At 45.4% G+C, this 18,391-nt stretch carries 18 protein-coding genes; 2 read left to right on the forward strand and 16 right to left on the reverse strand.

Annotated features, from left to right (window positions below; all coding sequences use genetic code 11):
- Nucleotides 1-218: 218 nt before the first annotated feature.
- Nucleotides 219-746 (forward strand): ferritin-like domain-containing protein, encoded by a 528-nt coding sequence (locus tag AC6RGY_RS15235; protein WP_499864413.1) that lies wholly within the window; start codon nt 219-221, stop codon nt 744-746.
- Nucleotides 747-967: 221 nt separating this feature from the next.
- Here the strand turns inward: AC6RGY_RS15235 and AC6RGY_RS15240 are convergent, their stop codons facing one another.
- The 4 genes from AC6RGY_RS15240 to AC6RGY_RS15255 all read right to left on the reverse strand — a co-directional run bounded on the left by AC6RGY_RS15240 (nt 968) and on the right by AC6RGY_RS15255 (nt 5,774).
- Nucleotides 968-2,992: an SBBP repeat-containing protein gene (locus AC6RGY_RS15240; protein WP_499864414.1), complete on the reverse strand. Its 2,025-nt coding sequence runs from the start codon at nt 2,990-2,992 to the stop codon at nt 968-970.
- A 93-nt stretch (nt 2,993-3,085) separates the two neighbouring features.
- Nucleotides 3,086-4,255, reverse strand: coding sequence for a sulfate adenylyltransferase (sat, locus tag AC6RGY_RS15245; RefSeq protein WP_499864416.1), 1,170 nt, complete (start codon nt 4,253-4,255; stop codon nt 3,086-3,088).
- A gap of 77 nt (nt 4,256-4,332) precedes the next feature.
- On the reverse strand, nt 4,333-5,085 hold the full coding sequence (locus AC6RGY_RS15250) for a sulfite exporter TauE/SafE family protein (RefSeq protein WP_499864418.1): 753 nt from the start codon (nt 5,083-5,085) through the stop codon (nt 4,333-4,335).
- Complete coding sequence (locus AC6RGY_RS15255) at nt 5,085-5,774, reverse strand: phosphoadenylyl-sulfate reductase (RefSeq protein WP_499864420.1); 690 nt, start codon at nt 5,772-5,774, stop codon at nt 5,085-5,087. Before AC6RGY_RS15255 ends, AC6RGY_RS15250 begins: the two co-directional genes overlap by 1 nt.
- A 166-nt stretch (nt 5,775-5,940) precedes the next feature.
- Here AC6RGY_RS15255 and AC6RGY_RS15260 point away from each other — a divergent pair, with 166 nt between their 5' ends.
- Nucleotides 5,941-6,384 (forward strand): YtoQ family protein, encoded by a 444-nt coding sequence (locus AC6RGY_RS15260; protein WP_499864422.1) that lies wholly within the window; start codon nt 5,941-5,943, stop codon nt 6,382-6,384.
- Nucleotides 6,385-6,628: 244 nt separating this feature from the next.
- Here AC6RGY_RS15260 and AC6RGY_RS15265 read toward each other — a convergent pair whose 3' ends face one another.
- The 12 genes from AC6RGY_RS15265 to AC6RGY_RS15320 form a co-directional block, all read right to left on the reverse strand.
- Entirely contained in the window at nt 6,629-7,003 is a 375-nt protein-coding gene (locus AC6RGY_RS15265) for a spore coat protein GerQ (RefSeq protein ID WP_499864424.1), read from the reverse strand.
- Between the two features lie 15 nt (nt 7,004-7,018).
- Nucleotides 7,019-7,447: a cell wall hydrolase gene (locus AC6RGY_RS15270; RefSeq protein WP_499864426.1), complete on the reverse strand. Its 429-nt coding sequence runs from the start codon at nt 7,445-7,447 to the stop codon at nt 7,019-7,021.
- Between the two features lie 63 nt (nt 7,448-7,510).
- On the reverse strand, nt 7,511-9,115 hold the full coding sequence (locus AC6RGY_RS15275) for an amidohydrolase (protein WP_499864428.1): 1,605 nt from the start codon (nt 9,113-9,115) through the stop codon (nt 7,511-7,513).
- Nucleotides 9,115-10,494, reverse strand: coding sequence for a 23S rRNA (uracil(1939)-C(5))-methyltransferase RlmD (rlmD, locus tag AC6RGY_RS15280; RefSeq protein ID WP_499864431.1), 1,380 nt, complete (start codon nt 10,492-10,494; stop codon nt 9,115-9,117). Before rlmD ends, AC6RGY_RS15275 begins: the two co-directional genes overlap by 1 nt.
- A 676-nt stretch (nt 10,495-11,170) precedes the next feature.
- Nucleotides 11,171-12,175, reverse strand: a complete 1,005-nt coding sequence (locus AC6RGY_RS15285; protein WP_499864433.1) for a fumarylacetoacetate hydrolase family protein — start codon at nt 12,173-12,175, stop codon at nt 11,171-11,173.
- Between the two features lie 21 nt (nt 12,176-12,196).
- Entirely contained in the window at nt 12,197-13,330 is a 1,134-nt protein-coding gene (locus tag AC6RGY_RS15290; protein ID WP_499864435.1) for an MGDG synthase family glycosyltransferase, read from the reverse strand.
- 157 nt (nt 13,331-13,487) lie between these two features.
- Complete coding sequence (locus tag AC6RGY_RS15295) at nt 13,488-13,781, reverse strand: alpha/beta-type small acid-soluble spore protein (protein WP_499864437.1); 294 nt, start codon at nt 13,779-13,781, stop codon at nt 13,488-13,490.
- Nucleotides 13,782-13,929: 148 nt separating this feature from the next.
- Complete coding sequence (locus AC6RGY_RS15300) at nt 13,930-14,589, reverse strand: cell wall hydrolase (RefSeq protein WP_499864439.1); 660 nt, start codon at nt 14,587-14,589, stop codon at nt 13,930-13,932.
- Nucleotides 14,590-14,914: 325 nt separating this feature from the next.
- Entirely contained in the window at nt 14,915-15,202 is a 288-nt protein-coding gene (locus tag AC6RGY_RS15305) for a hypothetical protein (protein ID WP_499864442.1), read from the reverse strand.
- Nucleotides 15,199-16,116 carry a PqqD family peptide modification chaperone gene (locus tag AC6RGY_RS15310; protein ID WP_499864444.1) on the reverse strand — a complete coding sequence of 306 codons (918 nt, stop codon included), beginning with the start codon at nt 16,114-16,116 and terminating at the stop codon, nt 15,199-15,201. Before AC6RGY_RS15310 ends, AC6RGY_RS15305 begins: the two co-directional genes overlap by 4 nt.
- Nucleotides 16,113-17,636, reverse strand: a complete 1,524-nt coding sequence (locus AC6RGY_RS15315) for a hypothetical protein (protein ID WP_499864446.1) — start codon at nt 17,634-17,636, stop codon at nt 16,113-16,115. The genes AC6RGY_RS15310 and AC6RGY_RS15315 overlap by 4 nt, the downstream gene beginning before the upstream one ends.
- The gene (locus AC6RGY_RS15320; RefSeq protein ID WP_499864449.1) at nt 17,614-18,387 is read right to left on the reverse strand and encodes an ABC transporter ATP-binding protein; all 774 of its coding nucleotides are present in this window, start codon (nt 18,385-18,387) and stop codon (nt 17,614-17,616) included. The genes AC6RGY_RS15315 and AC6RGY_RS15320 overlap by 23 nt, the downstream gene beginning before the upstream one ends.
- Between the last annotated feature and the right edge of the window lie 4 nt (nt 18,388-18,391).

Here is an 18,391-nt window from a genome sequence, read left to right on the forward strand (position 1 = left end):
TCAGCCTTATTGTAACGAATCCATCTGGAGCTGTACTCAAGAGTATCTCCAGATCCTCTCAAGATTTAAATTCAGAAGAATACGGTGCCATCATTCGCATTTCACTCACAAAAGGACTAGCTCTAGTTCCATTGATCTTGTAGTAGATATATTCCGTTCGCCATTCACATACCTTATGTAATAGAGGTAATAGAGTCCCCACACAAGGAGGAGAACCGATGTATTGGCCTCATTCCCATTATGGATATCATCCGGTGCCCCCATGGCAACCACCACCTGCCATGTGGACCCAATCGTACGCCACGTCCCCGTCAGAAACGTCCATCTATGAAACCGATTTATCGAAAGCTCTTCCCTTAATCAGACAATCTGTGCAGGGAGAGCGCAACGATGAGTTGTTTTATGATTTCTTAATCCAAGAAGCCCCTAGCCAAGAAGATAAGGAGATTATTACAGGAATTCGCAATGATGAACGGCGACATAATCAGATGTTTCGCCAAATATACTATGGGCTAACCTGCCAACCATTGCAACCCCCAACCAATGAAGAAGCCTTTCAGCCCCCGGAAAGCTATCTCGCTGGAATTGCCAAAGCCATTATGGGTGAAAGTGACGCCGTCCGACGTTATCGCAACATTTATTTCACTGTTCCAGGAACAGTCTACAAGAATATGATTTTCTCTATCCTCACTGATGAAATCATTCATGGGTCCCGCTACAATTACCTCTATGCCAAAAATAAGTAACACGAATAGGATCTAATCAAAAAATAGGATTAATAGAGGTCATCCTCACTCTAGAAAGGGCCGCCCCAGGAGCGACCCTTTTTCTAAAAACTCAGGGAAGCGAACTACCGTACGAACTCTTCAAAAAGAGCTCCCACCTAACATCCCCTTCCATTTGTCAGTAGTAAAACTATGCTTAGAGAAGACCAAGAGGATATTTGCTAATAGGGCACTAGTTTGCCCTATCCACTCTCTGATCCCCCTGTACCTCGGGGACCTTTTGCTCCTCTTGGTCCACGCGGTCCTCTCGCCCCCCTTGGTCCCTCTGGTCCTGTCACGCCATTGGGAGGTCCTATCTTAAAGATAAAAGCACTCTGAGACCCTGGCGCTTGTCTTTGGAAAGCTTCTGAGCTAACTGGAAAATTCATCGAGAAAGTCTCTCCAATGAAGTAGGCACTCCCTTCAGGAGTAACCGCTACATCCAATCCAAGATCAGAAGTATCCCCCCCTAAATAAGAAGAAAAAGAAAGGCCCTGCCCGGAATAACTGAGTTGTGTAACAAAGGCATCTATGAATCCACCAAATCTTCGTTGGAAAGCATCAGAAGTTACTGGGAAATCTGCAGAAAAGGTATCTCCTGTCACCCATGCCATCCCAAATAGATCCACCCCTATACTGCTCCCTGTTCCAACCCCTGTGCTCCCCCCCAGATAGGTCGAATAGAAGAGGCTGTTTCCCTCTGCATTCAGTTTAGTCACAAAAGGACTTGGGGTTCCTCCTGGAAGAAGGGTTTGAAATGCATTTGATGTTATAGGAAAGTTAGTAGAATTAGTAAAACCGGTAATGTAAACATTTTCAGCTCCATCAAGGGCAATTCCCCGACCTGCATCGGCATCACTTCCTCCCAAGAGGGTGGAATAGATCAATGATGAGCCTGAGGCATCCAGTTTAGTAATAAAAGCGTCTTCCGTTCCCATTAATACCGTTTGAAAGGCACCTGTTGTTATCGGAAAATCACTTGATAGGGTTCCCCCTGTAACATAAACTCGGTTTTCACCGTCCAGTGCAATCCCACGACCATCGTCTAAATCACTGCCTCCTAAGAAAGTAGAATAGATTAGTGCGCTCCCTGTTTCGTTAAGCTTCGTTATAAACGCATCGCCCCCTCCCCCACCAAAGACTGTTTGAAAAGCACCTGACGTTGTAGGAAAATCGTTTGCCGCGGTGTTTCCGATCACATAAGAGAAAGTATCCTGATCAATGACAATACGCTTCCCTTGACTCCTCCCTGCCACGCCACCCAGATAAGTGCAATAGATTAGTGCGCTTCCATCAACATTTAATTTAAGGGCAAAGGCATCTTCGGTACTCTGTCTCATCGTCTGAAAAGCACCTGATGTAACTGGGAAATCAGTAGAAGAAGTAAGCCCTGTAACATATGCGTTGCGAGAATCATCTAGCGCAATGCCACACCCTCCTTGCGTTCGATTCCCGCCCACATACGTAGAATAAATGAGTGTGCTCCCTTGGCTACCTAACTTCGTGATATATGAATCAATAATTGCGTTAGATATTGTTTGAAAAGCCCCCGACGTGACTGGGAAATCAACTGAAAAGGTACTCCCTGTCACATAAGCACTCCCACTCCGGTCTACGGCAATCCCTTCCCCACTGTCTTCATCACTCCCTCCCAAGAAGGTGGAGTAAAAAACCACAGGATCGATCACGAGGATTTTGCCTGGATCATAAGATCCTTCCACTTGAAATCCAATGCTCCCATCCGATCGAGCTTGAAAACAGGTACCGATCCACTTCTGAACACCATTCTCCCATTGGTAACTTATCGGCTTTCTTTCGCAAAGAACACCTTGAGAGGTAACGATTAATAAATTGCCAAGCTCATTTAGATGAACCTCTTTCCCCCCTTCATAAGAGAGGCGGATATCCTCAAAACGCGCACCGGGGTGAACAATCATATCATATTTCAATTGCCCTCCCATTCCTGAGAACACCACATCAATCCCTTGCCATACCTCTTCATAGACAATGCGTTCATATCCCTGCCCACTTTGTCTTTCTCCTTTTGGAAACATTTCCTCTTGACCTAAAAAACGAAGTATCAATTCGGTCTGTTTATCCAGTGTAAACCGTACCCTCCCTGGCAAAAACGTATACTTTATTCCCCTCCCCTCAGCGGTAAAGGTACCTTGTGGGTTGTTCTTCACTTCATATGCTAGGAATTTGAATCCAGCATCTACACTCTCCATCTCCAATCCCTCCATTCCATGTCATCATAATACTGTGTCCATTGTTCAAAACCAGGGGGATGAGGCTCCCACCTGGTTTTTACATGAATCCAACTATTTCTTTTCGTTTGCTTTTGCTATCCCCTCCATCAACACTTGCACCACTTCTGGGCGAGAAAATTGTGGCGGAGGGGCCTTGCCTGCTGCTAACATCTCGCGTACACGGGTCCCTGATAACAGAAGATGATCGCGATCATCATGAGGACACGTTTTGTATGAGGCCATACCCGCGCACTGTTTGCAATAAAAACTATGTTCAAAAAAAAGAGGAATAATGCCCAACTCTCCAGGTTCAAACTGTGAGAAAATCTTTTGTGCATCATAGGTGCCGTAGTAGTCGCCTACTCCAGCATGATCTCGTCCAACGATAAAATGTGTACAGCCGTAGTTCTTACGTGCTATCGCATGCAAAATAGCTTCACGTGGTCCCGCATACCTCATGGCTGCCGGATAAACCCCTAGGAGGACACGCTCCGATGGGTAGTATAGCGACAAAATCGTCTCATAACTCCGCATCCTTACATCTGCTGGGATATCTCCCTTTTTCGTACTCCCCACTAGGGGATTAAGGAACAAACCATCCACGGTCTCCAACGCCGCTTTTTGAATATATTCATGTGCACGATGAACCGGATTGCGCGTCTGAAAACCAACAATCCGCTCCCATCCTCGCTTTTGAAACTGTTCACGCGTTTGTGCTGGTTCCAAATGATGAGAAGGAAAAGCTGGCTGTTGGCGCTGAAGTAAATGAAGGGGCCCACCTGCACAAACCGGCGAACGTTGATACAGTTTCGCTACTCCAGGATGCTGAGCATCTGCCGTTTGATAAACCGAGCGGGCTTCTCTCTTTCGATCACGACGGAAGAGACTTTTCACTTCCATTACGCAAACAGGACGTCCTTTCTCATCTGTAAGCACGACCGATTCTCCAAGAGAGACTTCCTTCTCCCATGAGTCCGGTACCGAAAGCGTAATGGGGATACTCCACACCGTTCCATCTGCTAAGCGCATCGATTGGCAGACAGAAGTGTAATCCTCCTCTGTCATAAATCCGCGTAAGGGAGAGAAAACCCCCGTCGCCATACACTCGATATCAGACAATGTATCTTCATCCACCACCAAACTTCTCATCTCTTGGGCCCGTTCCAACCAAACAGAGCGGGTGTCATCCGCCACCATTCGGTTCACTAGCACCCCTCCGTGTGGTGGGATTAATGTACTCATGTCTTTTCCTCCTTCTATCCACTGCGATTGCGAAATAAAAGAGGGAGAGCCACTCTTTCTCGTCACTCTCCCTCCTGTTATAACATCATGATCCCTGTCCCGAATAAGATACAGATGATAATCACACGCAGCAGCTTATCTGGCACATGCAAGGTTAATCTTCCACCCAATAGGATTCCAGGGATAGAGCCCAGCAGAAGAAAGGCCACAAACCCCCAGTCCACATGACCAAAAGTAGCATGCAGTGCCCCTGTTGATAAGGTTAAGAAAAACGCGTGTACCACATCCGTTCCCACCAACAAGGCTGCTGATAAACTTGTTCGCGACATCAAGAAGATGATGAATAACGATCCACTTCCAACAGAGGTGATTCCAACTAGGAGACCACCAAGGAAGCCAATTTTGGAAAGAGAACCTCTCTTAGAGACAATTTTCTCTTTTGTCATTCCCTTCCCTAATAAACGAATCAGCATGATCACCGCAAACAGAATAAAAACAATACCCAGTATATTTTCTAAAATTGAATCGACAGAGAAAGCCATCCCTTGATGTAACCATCCAATGACGAAAACACCGATAATTCCTCCGGGAACACTCCCCATCGCCAAGCGCTTCACGACACCCCAATCGACTGTCTTCTGTTTCATGTGTTGAAGCGCACCCGCTGCTTTCGTTACAGCCGCATAGACGAGATCGGTTCCAATAGCAAGCGTCGGTGTAAATCCATAGATGAGAATGAGTAAAGGCGTCATCAGAAGTGCCCCGCCCATCCCGGTCAATCCAACCAAGAGACCCACTAGGAAGCCGGTTAGAACAATCCATATCTCCATCATGTTTTCCTATTCGGGTGCAAACCGCACTCCGTCTTCTCCGTTCCTGACCATCTTCCCGATCTGGGGTCATCACCGTCTCGGACAGGACGCGTGCATGGAATACAACCAATACTGGGGTATTGCTGATCATGCAATGGGTTATATGGAACATCATGTTTTTCAATATAGTCCCAGACGTCCTCTCTAGACCAATACGCCAGAGGATTTAGTTTGGCCAACTTAAAGGATTCGTCCCACTCCACCACCTGTGCTTCAGCACGGGCAAGCGATTGTTCCCGCCTGATCCCCGTAATCCACGCTTGATAACCCTCGAGTGCTTTCTGAAGCGGCTCTACCTTGCGGATGAAACAGCATTGATTGGGGTCCTTCTTCCATAAAGCAGGACCCTTCTCTTTCGCTTGTTCCTCCACTGTCCAGCGAGGCGTGATACGAGTAAAAGAGAGCCGGTACCTTTCAGCCAATTTATCTCTTGTGTTATAGGTTTCAGGAAATAATAAGCCCGTATCTAAATAGAATATGTCAATTGTTGAGCCTAACTTGGCCACCATATCAATCAAGACGACATCTTCCGCGCCAAAGCTGGAAGCGAGCGTCAGCCGGTTCCCATACTCTTTGATGCCCCATTTAAGAATGTCGCTTGGATGTTTGTTGTGGAGTTTTTGTGCGATCGGATCAAAATCCTTCATGGCATCTGGCTCCTCTATCTAAAATTAAGCGAATGCTTCTACTTCTTTGATATTCCATAAGCGGAAAAAGTGTCACTATGAATGCTTGTTTTTTTGCGAATTGAGAAACGAGCTTATATAATATAGGCGAAGAAAGAAATCCACTTCGAAGAAAGGAGTTTCTGCCATGCAAACCATAACTGCTTATTTGGCGGGACAAATTCATGATACCTGGCGTGAAACATTTCGCACGAAAGCACAAGAAAGAGGCCTTCCTATTCAATTTAAGGGGCCCCAAGAAAACCATGACCTCTCAGACGACATTGGTGAAAAAATTAAAGGAAAGCAACCGACCAAAGAGTATCGCGACCAAACAGCCTCTGAGCTGAATAATCTACGAACACGGGTATGGCTCGGAAAATCGGATGTCGTCATTGCCTTATTTGGTGAAGAATATCGTCAATGGAACACTGCGATGGATGCTGCTGTCGCGCTAGAGGCTGGAAAACCTCTCATCATTATCCGTCCTCCATCCTTGATTCATCCTCTGAAAGAACTGACGCAGCGCGCACAATTGGTGGTAGAAACACCCGACCAAGCAGTAGAAGCATTAGCTTACCTATTTGAGTAGAGTCAGTCGATAGCTATCAACCAATCGTATACAAAGTGAAAAGGGTATAAAAGCACCACGTTGCTCCTTCACAGTCGGTGGATGGAGAACCTTTTCTTCCTTTATAGAGGAGATAAAATCTCTCTAAAAGACCTTTCTCCACCCATCGACTTCTAAAATAAGATAAGTTTGTTCATTCTCAATTGCGCGATAAATGGATTCTAGAATATAGGATTCCTTCCTGTGAGCACGTAGCATAAGATCTTTACCTCATGGAGCCTGAACCATCACGATAGTAAGAACGTTGACCTGGTAGATTGGCTGGCTGATTATCAAATACATAATAATCAATGGTTATATTCTCAAGGAGCGTATCTTTGCCCGTCTGTTGATCATTAATAAGGATAAAATCTCTCCCTGCTTCTCGCAGTGTTCCCGTAAACACCTTGGCTGGCCATTTGGGATTATTCTCAAATGTAAGATAGACGGTGATGGTTTTACCGATGTTTGCTCTCATCACATCTTCTGTATAAAGCTGAGAAGTACGTTGTGACGTATGAGCTTGTAGGGATGCACTTGGCTCTGGGTACGGAGGACCGGCTGGCCGAACATGGGATGAAGCATATGGATTCCAATACATCTCTTTCATCTCCTTTTAGCGAGTATACACATTGGGGCATTCCGAATAGGTGGGGATAAAGAAACAATGCGACTTGTAACGACCACTGTTTACTTGACCATACCAAGTGGCAGGACATGCTCCCACAGGTTTGTAAAACCAAAGGGCGATCTCCGCCGGACGATATTGCAATCCCTTTATGACATTGTTGGCCAAACGGACGTCGCGTTCACGCGCTTTCTGGTAAAAATATGGTTTTTGTACCGCCTCAAATCCTCCTGGGCTTTGATAGACCATCTCTTCAATACTACGGATATCTTCAAAATCCAAGCAATCTGCCATGACACGATTAACACCCACATTTCCCACTGTGAGCATTCCCATCTCGCCGTCTCCCTCAGCCTCGGCTCGCATGAGGCGTGCCAACAGTTTCGTCTGTTCACTATTCGTCGGAATGACAGCCATGGTATTCAATCACCTCGCTGGTATCGTATGTGCAAAAAACAAAAAAAAGAACCGAAAGACGGTTCAATCTTCATATTGGATCTGACCATTTATCACGGTCATCCTCGTTTTTGCCGCAAGCCATTCTTCTGGATGTGCATCCCATAGGGACGTATCATACACGGTTATATCTGCACACTTCCCTCTTGTCATCCTTCCCCTTCGCCCTTCTTCCCCAGCAGCATAAGCACTTCCTTGTGTATATAATTGGAGTGCCTCAAGCGGTTTCAGCCTCTCCTCTATTTGGTAACCATCATGACTAAAATCGTGTGGCTTCTTTCGCATGGTTGCAGCATGTAAGCCCGTCAGTGGGTGCAAAGGCTCTACGGGAGCATCACTGCCACCAGCAAGCATCAAGCCATGGTTACGCAACGTTTTCCATGCATAAGCATAAGCAAGACGCTCTCTACCTAAGCGCTTTTCCACCCATGGAAAATCTCCGAGGACAAATGAGGGTTGAATATCGATGACCATCCGCAGTCGCTGCATTCGAGCAAGAAGATCGTGACGCACAATCTGGCCATGCACCAAGCGGTCTGGCAGAGGGGAACGTGAAGGAGACAAGTGAAATCTTTCCCATAAACGTACTACTTGATCTGCCGCTGCATCCCCAATCGCATGAACAGCCATTGGCAAACCCATTTCGCGAATTTCATGTACAAGGGCTTCCCACTTCTCTTCTGTATGAATCGCCATCCCCACGTTGCCCGGATCATCTGCATAGGGCTCAGAAAGCCAAGCTGTCCGCCCTCCAATCGCTCCGTCTGCGAATAGTTTCACGGCTCCTAGACGAAAGTGATCATCTCCGTAGAAAGGGGGTATCTTCTGTTCTCTCATTTCTTTGAGAAAAGGGTAATAGATTAAGTGGTGTGAGCGTAGCCCCAAACCTTCCTCCCTTAATTCACGATAAATTCGAATCAACTCTGGGAGACTTCCAATATCGCGCAGATCATCCGTGTGTACGCCTGTCAATCCACAAGAAAGAGCATGCTTCATCGCCTGACGTACAAATCTCTTTTTTTCTTCATAAGTAGGTTTTGGCTGTGCTTGATAAAAGGGCAAGGAAGCATTTTCATTTACCAACCCATTAAAACGTCCAGATACATCCCGTCCAAAGGAACCCTCTGCTGGATCCTCTATCCCCTCACGAATTCCTGCACGCTGAAAGGCAAGTGTATTTGCCAATGAAATATGATAACAGGATCGTATCAGAAAAAGTGGGTGAAAGGGTGCTACCTCATCCAGCTCTGGTAAGAGTGGCACTTCAGAATGCTCCCAGCGATTCTCATCCCAGCCAATTCCGATAACCCACTCTCCTCTAACCGTCTGCTCTACACGCCTATCAACCAATCTTAGCATTTCCTGCTTGGTACGAACTTCTGACAAATCCAAAAATGACATTTTTCTTCCTTGAGACGCCAAATGCAAATGACTATCGACTAAACCGGGATAAGCATAGGCACCATCCAGATCAATCTTCGTCACATCTGCTCGTCCATGCTGCAATAGAATGTCCTGTTGATTTCCTATGTCGCGAAAGACCCCATCTTCTACATAAACTGCTTCTGCCAGGGGTTGCTTCCGATCCAATGTAGAAAAGCGAGCATTGTAAAAAATTCTCTTCTCCATTAATCTCCCGCCTCCAACAAACAAACCGCTTCAACATGTGCCGTCTGTGGAAATAAATCGACTGGAATAACTTGCTTCACTCTATATCCGGCACGCATCAATTCTGCACAATCCTTCGCCAGGGTAGAAGGGTTACAAGATACGTACACGAGTCGTGAGATCCGGTGTCGCTTCAGTGCCTCTCGCAGTGGTTCCCCTAAGCCAGTCCGCGGGGGATCTACCACCATCAAATTTGGCAGGAAACCTTCTTTCATCCACTGCGGTAACAAGACCTCAGCCTCTCCCACATGGTAGTGAACATTTTCGATTCCATTGGCACGCGCATTCTCCTGCGCATCCGCAATCGCGTCCCTTGTCGTATCCATGCCTACCACTCGCTTTGCTGAATCGGCCAGCCAGAGTCCTATCGTACCCGCTCCACAGTAAGCATCGACCACCGTCTCTTCCCCTGTGAGCTGAGCCGCACGCGCTACCTGTTCATAAAGGCGAACGGTCTGCTGTGGATTAAGTTGAAAAAAAGAAGAAGCCGATAAGGAAAAAGTTAACTCCCCTAGCTTTTCTTCAATTTTTTCTTCTCCCCATAAGAGGATGCTTTTCTCCCCCAGCACCTTGGAGGTGCGCTTGGTATTGAGATGAAGTACCACACTCTTGATATCCGGGAATTGGGTTACCAAGCGTGATATCCATTCTTGCTTCCGAGGGAAGTCTGGCGTTCGACTTACCACAATCACTTGCAACTGGCCCGTGGCAAAGCCCACCCGTGCTGCGAGATAACGAATCGCACCCGTATGATTTTTTTCTTGGTAAATCGGGATGCGAAGATTCTCTAATTCCTTGCGCGCCTGTTCAAGCACCTCATTGAGACGGGGGTGATGAATGCCACACTCGCTCATCTCCACCAAGCGATGGGACTGCGCAGAATACATTCCCATCAACACCCGTCCTCCTTTTTGACTGACAGGCAATTGTGCTTTATTGCGATACTGCCATGGAACTTCCATTCCTACGGTCTCTTCCAGTGGCAACTGATCCACATCGGTATAGCGGTTGAATGCTTCTCTTAGTAACGCTCTCTTCTGTGTTAATTGTTTTTCATATGACAAGTGTTGCAGTTGACACCCTCCACATTGTTCATACACCGGACAAGGCGGTGTGATGCGCGCAGGAGAACGTTTCAAAACTTTAAGCAGAGAAGCACGTACATATTGGCGCTTTACTTCCTGCACACGTACAAGAACGCGTTCCCCTGGTAGGGCGTCATCCACAAAGACCACTTGTCGTTTATAGTAGCCCACCCCTTCACCATTGATCCCCAAGCGACGAATCGTCAGTTGGATCACTTCACGTGGTTTGAGCTTGATTGTTTTCGTCTGTGCCATTTATAGAAAACCCTTTCTCGATATCTTATGCGGTTGGTGAAGAAAAGGAGCTCATTTCTCCTCCCTGCCATTGTACACAATCCTTGTCCAAAAAAACAAAGCGAGAGTCGAAGATGGGTGAAAGCTCCTTCTCTTCATAGATGGAAGAGAGCGTAGGGTTCTTTTCGGAGTAACCTTGAAAACGTTCTCGTTCAACCGCCTGAGAGAAGGATTCCCTATAGATGGAAGATGGGCGAGCGGTTTCTCTCTGAGAAACTCTGAGCCGTGGATCAGCCCAGGCAGCGATGGGAGATGCCACCCGCCCATCAACCACACTATAAGAGAACCTGAAGCCCTCATTGGTGGCTATTTTCATCCGGGTGTGTGGCACAAACCATGCGGGTTGTCTATGAAGGGAAGAGCGTAGAGAAGCAACATCATGCCTCCAATTGAGAAGACTCGCTATTTCGTCGAATTTAGGGTTAATCGATCCTTACTGGCAAGTCATATAAGCGAAGGCTCCCTTCTTCCTCCCCCCAGCCAATCGTGTTAAAGGTTATTCAGAAGGGAGCTTCTCGCTGATTTATTTCGATAGACGATCGCATCATCACATCATCGATAAGTAGACATTTATCCTTTTAATACTATCAGAGTATTGTCTGCTTCATGCCGTGGATGAAACAGGCGCAGCTATGAGCTATAAAACATCTGTTCTTAATATTCCTAACTTTTCTATTTCTAATTCGATACAATCACCCGTATCCAGCCAGCGATGAACGTCCGTGCCTAGTTCAAGGATACATCCCGTTCCCACCGTACCAGATCCTAATAGATCTCCAGGAAGAAGCTCACAATCACGGGAGGCTCGCTCAATCATATCAGCGAAGGACCAGTATAGATCTTTCGCATTTCCACGCGATAGGGTGACTCCATTCACTCTTGCTTCCATTGCAAGATCCCAAGATTGATCTACTTTTCTTTCTTCTAACTCATCCAGTGTCAGTAGATAGGGTCCGATCGAGGTAGCAAAATCTTTTCCTTTGGCTGGCCCCAATCCAATTTTCATCTCCTGCCGTTGTAAATCCCGTGCACTCCAATCATTCAGGATGCATAACCCGGCAATATGAGAGAAGGCTTCTTCTCGTGAGATATTCCTACCACGTTTTCCGATTACACAGCCAAGCTCCAGTTCAAAGTCAATGGCAGTAGAGGAATGTGGTGCCCGCATGGGCTCTTCTGGACCTAATATCGAACGATGATTAGAGAAATAAAAGGCAGGGACCTGATACCATTCCTCTACCATTTTTAAGCCTCGTTTCTCACGAGCAACCTTTACATGCTGTTCGAAAGCATAAAAGTCACGAAAGCTTTGCGGATTAGGTAGTGGCGCTAATAGATTTACTTCATCCATCTGTAAGGCGACCGGTTCGCCTTCCACATGTAAGTGCGCAGGATTTTCATTTTTTGCTGCTTGAAAAACAAGGGAGAGCATCTTCATTCCCTCTTCCTCCTGTTGTAGCAAAGGCAGCATTTCAGTGGGAAGAGCATGAGAGAAGGCGATTCCTTTCTCTATCATTGCCCATTCTTGCGCAAATCCGATATCGATTACATACGACCCTTCGATCCAACCCACTCGTCCTGCTTTCGTATCGGTATGGATGGTCAACTCTTGTTCCTTTATCTCGTATGTCACCAGCTTCACTTTATTCCCCCTCCTTCTCTTCTAAGATATGCGCCCAGCCCGCGTACTTGCAAGAGACAACGTCAATTGTACAACACGAGCTGCCGATTGTTTTGACTGCAAGTGTTGGAGGCGAGAATGAATCGGTTCTAAAGCAGTTGGATGTTGAGTCCAGCGAATCACCTGTTCCCGCAACTGATCTTCCGAGGTCATCTCTGCTACGCCGTGGCGAAGCAAATATCGCTGATTGGCTTCTTCCTGTCCTGGAAGTGGTTTATATAAAAGCATAGGAAGACTTTTTTCGATCGCTTCCGTTACGGTGATTCCACCCGGTTTCGTAATGAGAAGATCGCTCGCTTCCATCCACCTATCCATATCTTCTCGATACCCTTCTACACGCACCGCTGAGTTGTGATATTTTTCCGTCAGCATCTGATGAAGCGAATGATTTTGCCCTGTCATGACGACCACCTGCACAGTGGATAAATCACCCAAAGCAGAAACCATTTCCATCATGGGGCCCATCCCCATGCCTCCTCCCATCAAGAGGACAACGGGCTTGTCGTAAGCTAATCCTAATCGTGCACGTGCTTCCATAGCCGTACCTTCTCGGCTAAAGTTACGATGGATCGGAATACCCGTCTCGATCATTTTGCACCCATATCTCCAACGCGCTTGGTCTCGTAGTTGTTTCTCTAATAGAAGCCCCTTCGGAACACATAGATAATCGGGTGCCTGCGCCATCCACAACGGATGAAGGTCATAATCGGTTAGCACTCCTACCGTATGATGAAATTTACACCATCGACTGGGTAACATCGCTAACGCAAAGGGGTGGGTGGTTACGATGCGTGTAGGTTTAATGGATTGATGTAATTGCTTCATTTTTGGACGCAACATCCATCCCATCTTCTCAATAAACTCTGCGGATACATAGCGAAAGACACGGGACTGTTGTGTCCAATCGTATAAAGTATGATAAAAATTAGGGAATTTCTTTAGCATATGATGATATCCAGATTGTAGGAAAGGGTGAAAGGAACGAGGGGTAATCTCCAATAGGTCCACCACTTCCGCACTTACCTTTGGGAAACGCTCAAATTCTATTTGTAATGCTTTTGCTGCTGCATTATGGCCTGTACCAAACCCCATTGATAAGATAATAACGCGCTCCATTCGTCTTTCCCCCTTTTCATTCCTCCCACTCATTATGACAGATTTGAGAGCGAAGAGAATCATTCTACGTTATTTTAAGAGAAAATTTATACAGAATTCAAGTTAAAAAACAGGCGACTTCAATGGGAAGCCGCTATTACGCCTATCATAAAAGGAATTAGCGCATTTTTTTGTTGTTTTGCATCCATTCCTCTAGCCCTCGCTGTACAAGTTCTTTTACCATTTCTCCACCGATCTTCCCACCGATCTGGCCTGCCTCTTTTGTCTTTAGCTCTCCATTATAGTGTGGCTGAAGTGAAATGTGAAGCTCATGTGCGATTTCCTGCTTCATCTGATCTGGAGACTGTTCCTTTAATCCTGTCTCCCGCTGCATCACCTCTTTTTTTAATTGATCCATTCCCACACGAGCTTCTCTTACCAAGAGTTGATTTCGCCTACGACGTGCCAACATGCCACCCCCTCTTCTCTGTATCTTTCCTTTTCGACACCTTTGGCATGTAGCACACAGCCAGACGTTTTCTTCCTAAGCCGAAAGAATCGACCCTTATGTAAAAAACCTGCCCATGTCGGACAGGTTCATCTTTTTATACCCTCACACATTACTTTGCAAAGATATGGTTTCCAATTTTTACAGTCTGTTCACGCGACCAAATCCACGATGACGTAGCCGTATCTGGATTAAAGAAAAACAGTGCATGATAAGACGGGTCCCAACCTTGGATCGCATCTTCTACTGCATCATAAGCCGTGGAGTTGGGGTCATCCCAAAATGTCCCATTTGTAACGGATTCAAAAGCATGTTCTTCGAATAATACCCCATCTACTGTGTCAGGGAAACCATCTGATTTTATCCGGTTGATGATCACCGCGGCCACAGCTACCTGTCCTTTATACTCTTCCCCACGTGCTTCCGCATATACGGCACGTGCAAGCTGCAGAACTTCTTCCTGGGAATAACTATTGGCCTTCATCCACTTCCATGTTTGAGGACCGGTAATTCCATCCACCTGAATACCCATATCTTTCTGAAACTGAATTACGGCATTCTCGGTATTGGAACCATAAATCCCATCTATCTTATCTTTATAATAATCTAATTGTTGTAAGCGGTATTGAAGATCCCATACATCCCCGTTTTGACTATACAGTTGCAAGGTCTGAGGTTGTGCTTTTACGTCATTGGCTACTACCTGCGATAATCCCACTGCAACCAATATAAACGCAAAAGATAATATTGATAATTTATATACTAATCGCATACTTTCTCTCCTTCCAACTTCTAGTTTGTTTGATGGATGCAGGGCGAATAATCTTTATTTAGCTAACCCTACAAATAGGATCGATTCTTCCATCAAGTCGTTCCTAGATCTCTTTTTGCTACAGTTGCTATTATACGGGGCTAAAATTTTCATCTCAATACAAAAGGAATGTAATTACAGGGATATATATGAAATTATCAAGCTTCACCTGGATTATAATAGAAGATAAATAACCGCATACTACCTTTTTATACTAAAAAAGCAAACAGATCGGACTACCCATCTGTTTGCTTTTTGGGGATTTTTCCTTTTTTCTTAAACTATCCTAACCTGCGTTCCGCTGACGATTAAGAAAGAACGATAGTCCCGCGTTCAGTGCTCCGCCCAAAAAAGCGACGAGGAAAATGCCGAGACCAAACTGCATTTGAAAGGACTCGCCTTCCTGAGGAGTCATCTGAAAGATAACGATACTAGCCAACTGAAGATCTAACGCTGGCCATCCTTCTACTCCTCCTACCGTACCGTAGACAAAGAAAAACGTGAGCATCAATAGAAATAAAATGAGTGAGCCTGAAAAAAAGGCGAGAAACGGATATTTTTTCTTCTTTTTCATTCATGACCATCCTTTCTGATTTGAAGAAGTTTCTTCTGCATCCTACTTGCCGTCCATGCTTCTATTAGTCTTTTACCATCAGAAAATGGGGGAAGAAGGGTGATACTATGCATAGCAAAAACAAGTAAGATGACCCACGGGGCAACCATCCAATGAGTGGGATAAAGCCCCGCACTCCAAAGTACAACTGTTAGACTGATCCCTCCCACTGTAGGCAAGAGAGGTCCCGCCAAGGAAATCCACATTTCCATGCGGGGAGTCAATCTTCGTTTAACAATTTGAAACCCTCCCCGTTTGAAAGCAAAAAAGGCTTTTTCTTCTTGCGGAGCAAGAAGAATAAAAGCAGCCGCATGTCCAAATTCATGAAGGGTAAACGAGAGGATTACCCCAACAAAAAACGTAATAGCACTCGCAACCGCATCCAAGTGAAGATAGTGCAAAAATCCAAATAACAGGGCTGTTACCAATAGAAGAGAAAAGAACATGGAACGAAAAATATAAGAACCAATTTGTACAAATGTCTTGCCCATGTTCTTGCTGGGATCTAAGGCCATACGTTGTCTTATATCCCACTGAACCACATGCAACGTGCGGAGAAAGAAAAAGAGGGAGATCCACCATTCCTTCACAATGAACTTCCATGTGCGCTCTCTGGTGATGTTGATCAAATAACGATGGTTCAATCTTTGTATCATCTCCAGCACATCGGGCAGCACTTGTTCTCGTGGCCAATCATAGCGCTCACAAACTACTGTCACCATTTCTGCGATGGTTTTCTTCCCGTCCACCTCTTGTAAAATGACGGCACTCACTTCATTTAGTTCATGCTCCGTATTTAATAGGGAATCAACGATCCCATTGGAGCAAAGTTCCACTTCTTGTGGCCAATATGGAATCGAATGATTGTTAATCAATTGAGTAACGTCCTCCGTTCTTCAACCTTCATACTAATAAGGAATAAGAGCGCAATCGCAATGAGAGCTTCTGGAACAAACAAATATAGTGGAAAGCGATCGATAAAATATTTCACAAGAAAAAAGACAGGTATGCTAAGGAATAAAAAGATCATATTTAGTATCAATGTATTAACAAAAGATTGTCTCTGTGGAAAACAGACACCAATCATATAGGCAAAAGCATAGATCAACATGGAGTAAATAAACGCCTCCACCCATTTTTCAAGTGGTGGCAATCCCATGGAATTGACTCCATACAGGAGAGTCAACAAAAGCATAGAGAGAAGTGGCAATCCGCTTATATATACAGCCATTTTCCCCCAAGTAAAAGCAGACATTTTAATCGGAATCGTATAAAAAACCGACTCCACCCCGGTGTTCTTACTTCTTGATGTGAGCGGATAAATGCTTAGAAAAAACGGAAGAGCAAAAACAATTCCCTCTGAAAACATCAGTTTATAAATTTGTACCATCCGCTCATCAAACAATTTCACCACTTGCCCGATCACAATCAAAAACAAGAAGAAAACCATCGTGTATAGGTGGGTTTCACTATCCCTTGACAACCGCTTTAACTCAAAGACAGAAAAACTGACCCACTGCTTCTTTGCAAACTTGGCTTTTCTAAGTGGCAACCAAGTTTGTGTACCATCTGGTTCCCACTCGCGTTCCCTCTGAAATAACAAATAGACCATCAATATCGCCACTGCCAAGTAAAGTAGAAGCAAGAGATTTTGTAGCAAAAATCCCCATCCTCCACCAGCTAATGACTCAATCCCTGAGGCAAATCGCTTTCCAGGGTGCCACATGACATAAGGCTTCAGAGATTCGTAGCGATAGATAACGCTAATCAAACCAACACCTGCCATCATGGAGCTTAAAAAGAGAAAGCCATGGAACATCTGATGCAGAGAAACAGGCGCCTTCTTCAATAAACGCCGCGTTGTCAGATGGATCACTTGCTGCCATCCCAGTCCAATAATCGTCGCCAAGGTGATAAATAAAAGATAGGAGATCAATGCACCGGCCATTTCTAAGAAGGAAAGCGCAAGGGGCTCTAGCATGACGATCAATGTAGGCACGAGTAGGGCAAGAAAGAGACTTAATATCAATACCATGACAGGAAGTAATTGACCTGTTGTCCAAGCCCGCTTCTTCACCGGCAATGTCTCCATTAAACGGTTCTTAATTCCACTACGAATCGCTAATTGCCACAGTAGGACCAAGCTCCCCATCACCAGCACAAAGGTAAGGGTAGCGAAGTTCTCAATGATCGGCATGAGTCCAGTTGCATCCATAACCCCAAATATTTGCAATAGATTCTTTTGCGACAGATCATAAACATATAAAAATATGCCAATAAGTGATGTTACTAAAATGAAAGGGAGAAAGCCAATGAGTGGAGACTCTTTTGTTGCTGCCCACCAGCGATTCTTCCATGTACGAAGAATCGTTTTACCAATAACCCAAGAGTGCATCAATTCTTTCCCCTTTGTCTTCAGCTCTTGTTAAATGAATATAAGCTTCTTCCAAGGTACGGGACCGCGACAGGTGAAGGATGTGCCTTGTTTCTCCTTGTGTTAATGTCCTTCCATTTTGCATCAAACAAACCTGATCACACAAATCTTGGGCAAAATCAAGATGATGGGTGGACAAAAAGATAGCTGTCCCTTTCTCCTTCAAGCGCCTAAGAATTTGCTTCAAGGTAATAACCATGTCTGGGTCCAAGCCAGTGGTGGGCTCGTCTAAAATCAACAACTCAGGAGAGTGAAGAATCGCAGAGATAAGTTGCACCTTCTTCCTCATCCCATGCGAATACGAGTGAAGAGGCTGATGACGATGTTCATACAGCTGAAGAAGCAATAGCCATTCCTTCGCTCGATAACTAGCCATCCTCTCCGGGATGGATCGCAAGGAAGAAATAAACTGTAAGAACTCCCATGCTGTCAAATCTTCCACTAACTCATCTGCGTCAGGAAGAATACCGATTCTCTTTTTTATTTCAAGTGGATCCTCTGTCACATCCCGATTGCAGATACGAATAGCCCCCTCATCAGGATGTATGAGTCCCATCATCATACGGATCGTCGTTGTTTTTCCTGACCCATTGGGACCAAGCAAACCATAGATTTCAGCGGGTTGAATCTGCAACGATAGCTGATTAACCGCCTTCTTACGGCCATATGATTTACTGACATCGGATACATCTACGATATAGCTAAGGGACATAAGT

The sequence above is a fragment of the Mechercharimyces mesophilus genome, assembly GCF_059818345.1.

Bases quoted from the DNA above. Each gene is read 5' to 3' on its own strand.
- AC6RGY_RS15275 (WP_499864428.1), bottom strand. From the start codon at position 9,115: ATGGAGAAGAGAATTTTTTACAATGCTCGCTTTTCTACATTGGATCGG.
- AC6RGY_RS15270 (WP_499864426.1), bottom strand. From the start codon at position 7,447: ATGGCTGTCATTCCGACGAATAGTGAACAGACGAAACTGTTGGCACGC.
- sat (WP_499864416.1), bottom strand. From the start codon at position 4,255: ATGAGTACATTAATCCCACCACACGGAGGGGTGCTAGTGAACCGAATG.
- AC6RGY_RS15265 (WP_499864424.1), bottom strand. From the start codon at position 7,003: ATGTATTGGAATCCATATGCTTCATCCCATGTTCGGCCAGCCGGTCCT.
- AC6RGY_RS15305 (WP_499864442.1), bottom strand. From the start codon at position 15,202: ATGAAAAAGAAGAAAAAATATCCGTTTCTCGCCTTTTTTTCAGGCTCA.
- AC6RGY_RS15315 (WP_499864446.1), bottom strand. From the start codon at position 17,636: ATGCACTCTTGGGTTATTGGTAAAACGATTCTTCGTACATGGAAGAAT.
- AC6RGY_RS15290 (WP_499864435.1), bottom strand. From the start codon at position 13,330: ATGGAGCGCGTTATTATCTTATCAATGGGGTTTGGTACAGGCCATAAT.
- AC6RGY_RS15295 (WP_499864437.1), bottom strand. From the start codon at position 13,781: ATGTTGGCACGTCGTAGGCGAAATCAACTCTTGGTAAGAGAAGCTCGT.
- AC6RGY_RS15240 (WP_499864414.1), bottom strand. From the start codon at position 2,992: ATGGAGAGTGTAGATGCTGGATTCAAATTCCTAGCATATGAAGTGAAG.
- AC6RGY_RS15260 (WP_499864422.1), top strand. From the start codon at position 5,941: ATGCAAACCATAACTGCTTATTTGGCGGGACAAATTCATGATACCTGG.
- AC6RGY_RS15235 (WP_499864413.1), top strand. From the start codon at position 219: ATGTATTGGCCTCATTCCCATTATGGATATCATCCGGTGCCCCCATGG.
- AC6RGY_RS15300 (WP_499864439.1), bottom strand. From the start codon at position 14,589: ATGCGATTAGTATATAAATTATCAATATTATCTTTTGCGTTTATATTG.
- AC6RGY_RS15255 (WP_499864420.1), bottom strand. From the start codon at position 5,774: ATGAAGGATTTTGATCCGATCGCACAAAAACTCCACAACAAACATCCA.
- AC6RGY_RS15250 (WP_499864418.1), bottom strand. From the start codon at position 5,085: ATGGAGATATGGATTGTTCTAACCGGCTTCCTAGTGGGTCTCTTGGTT.
- rlmD (WP_499864431.1), bottom strand. From the start codon at position 10,494: ATGGCACAGACGAAAACAATCAAGCTCAAACCACGTGAAGTGATCCAA.
- AC6RGY_RS15320 (WP_499864449.1), bottom strand. From the start codon at position 18,387: ATGTCCCTTAGCTATATCGTAGATGTATCCGATGTCAGTAAATCATAT.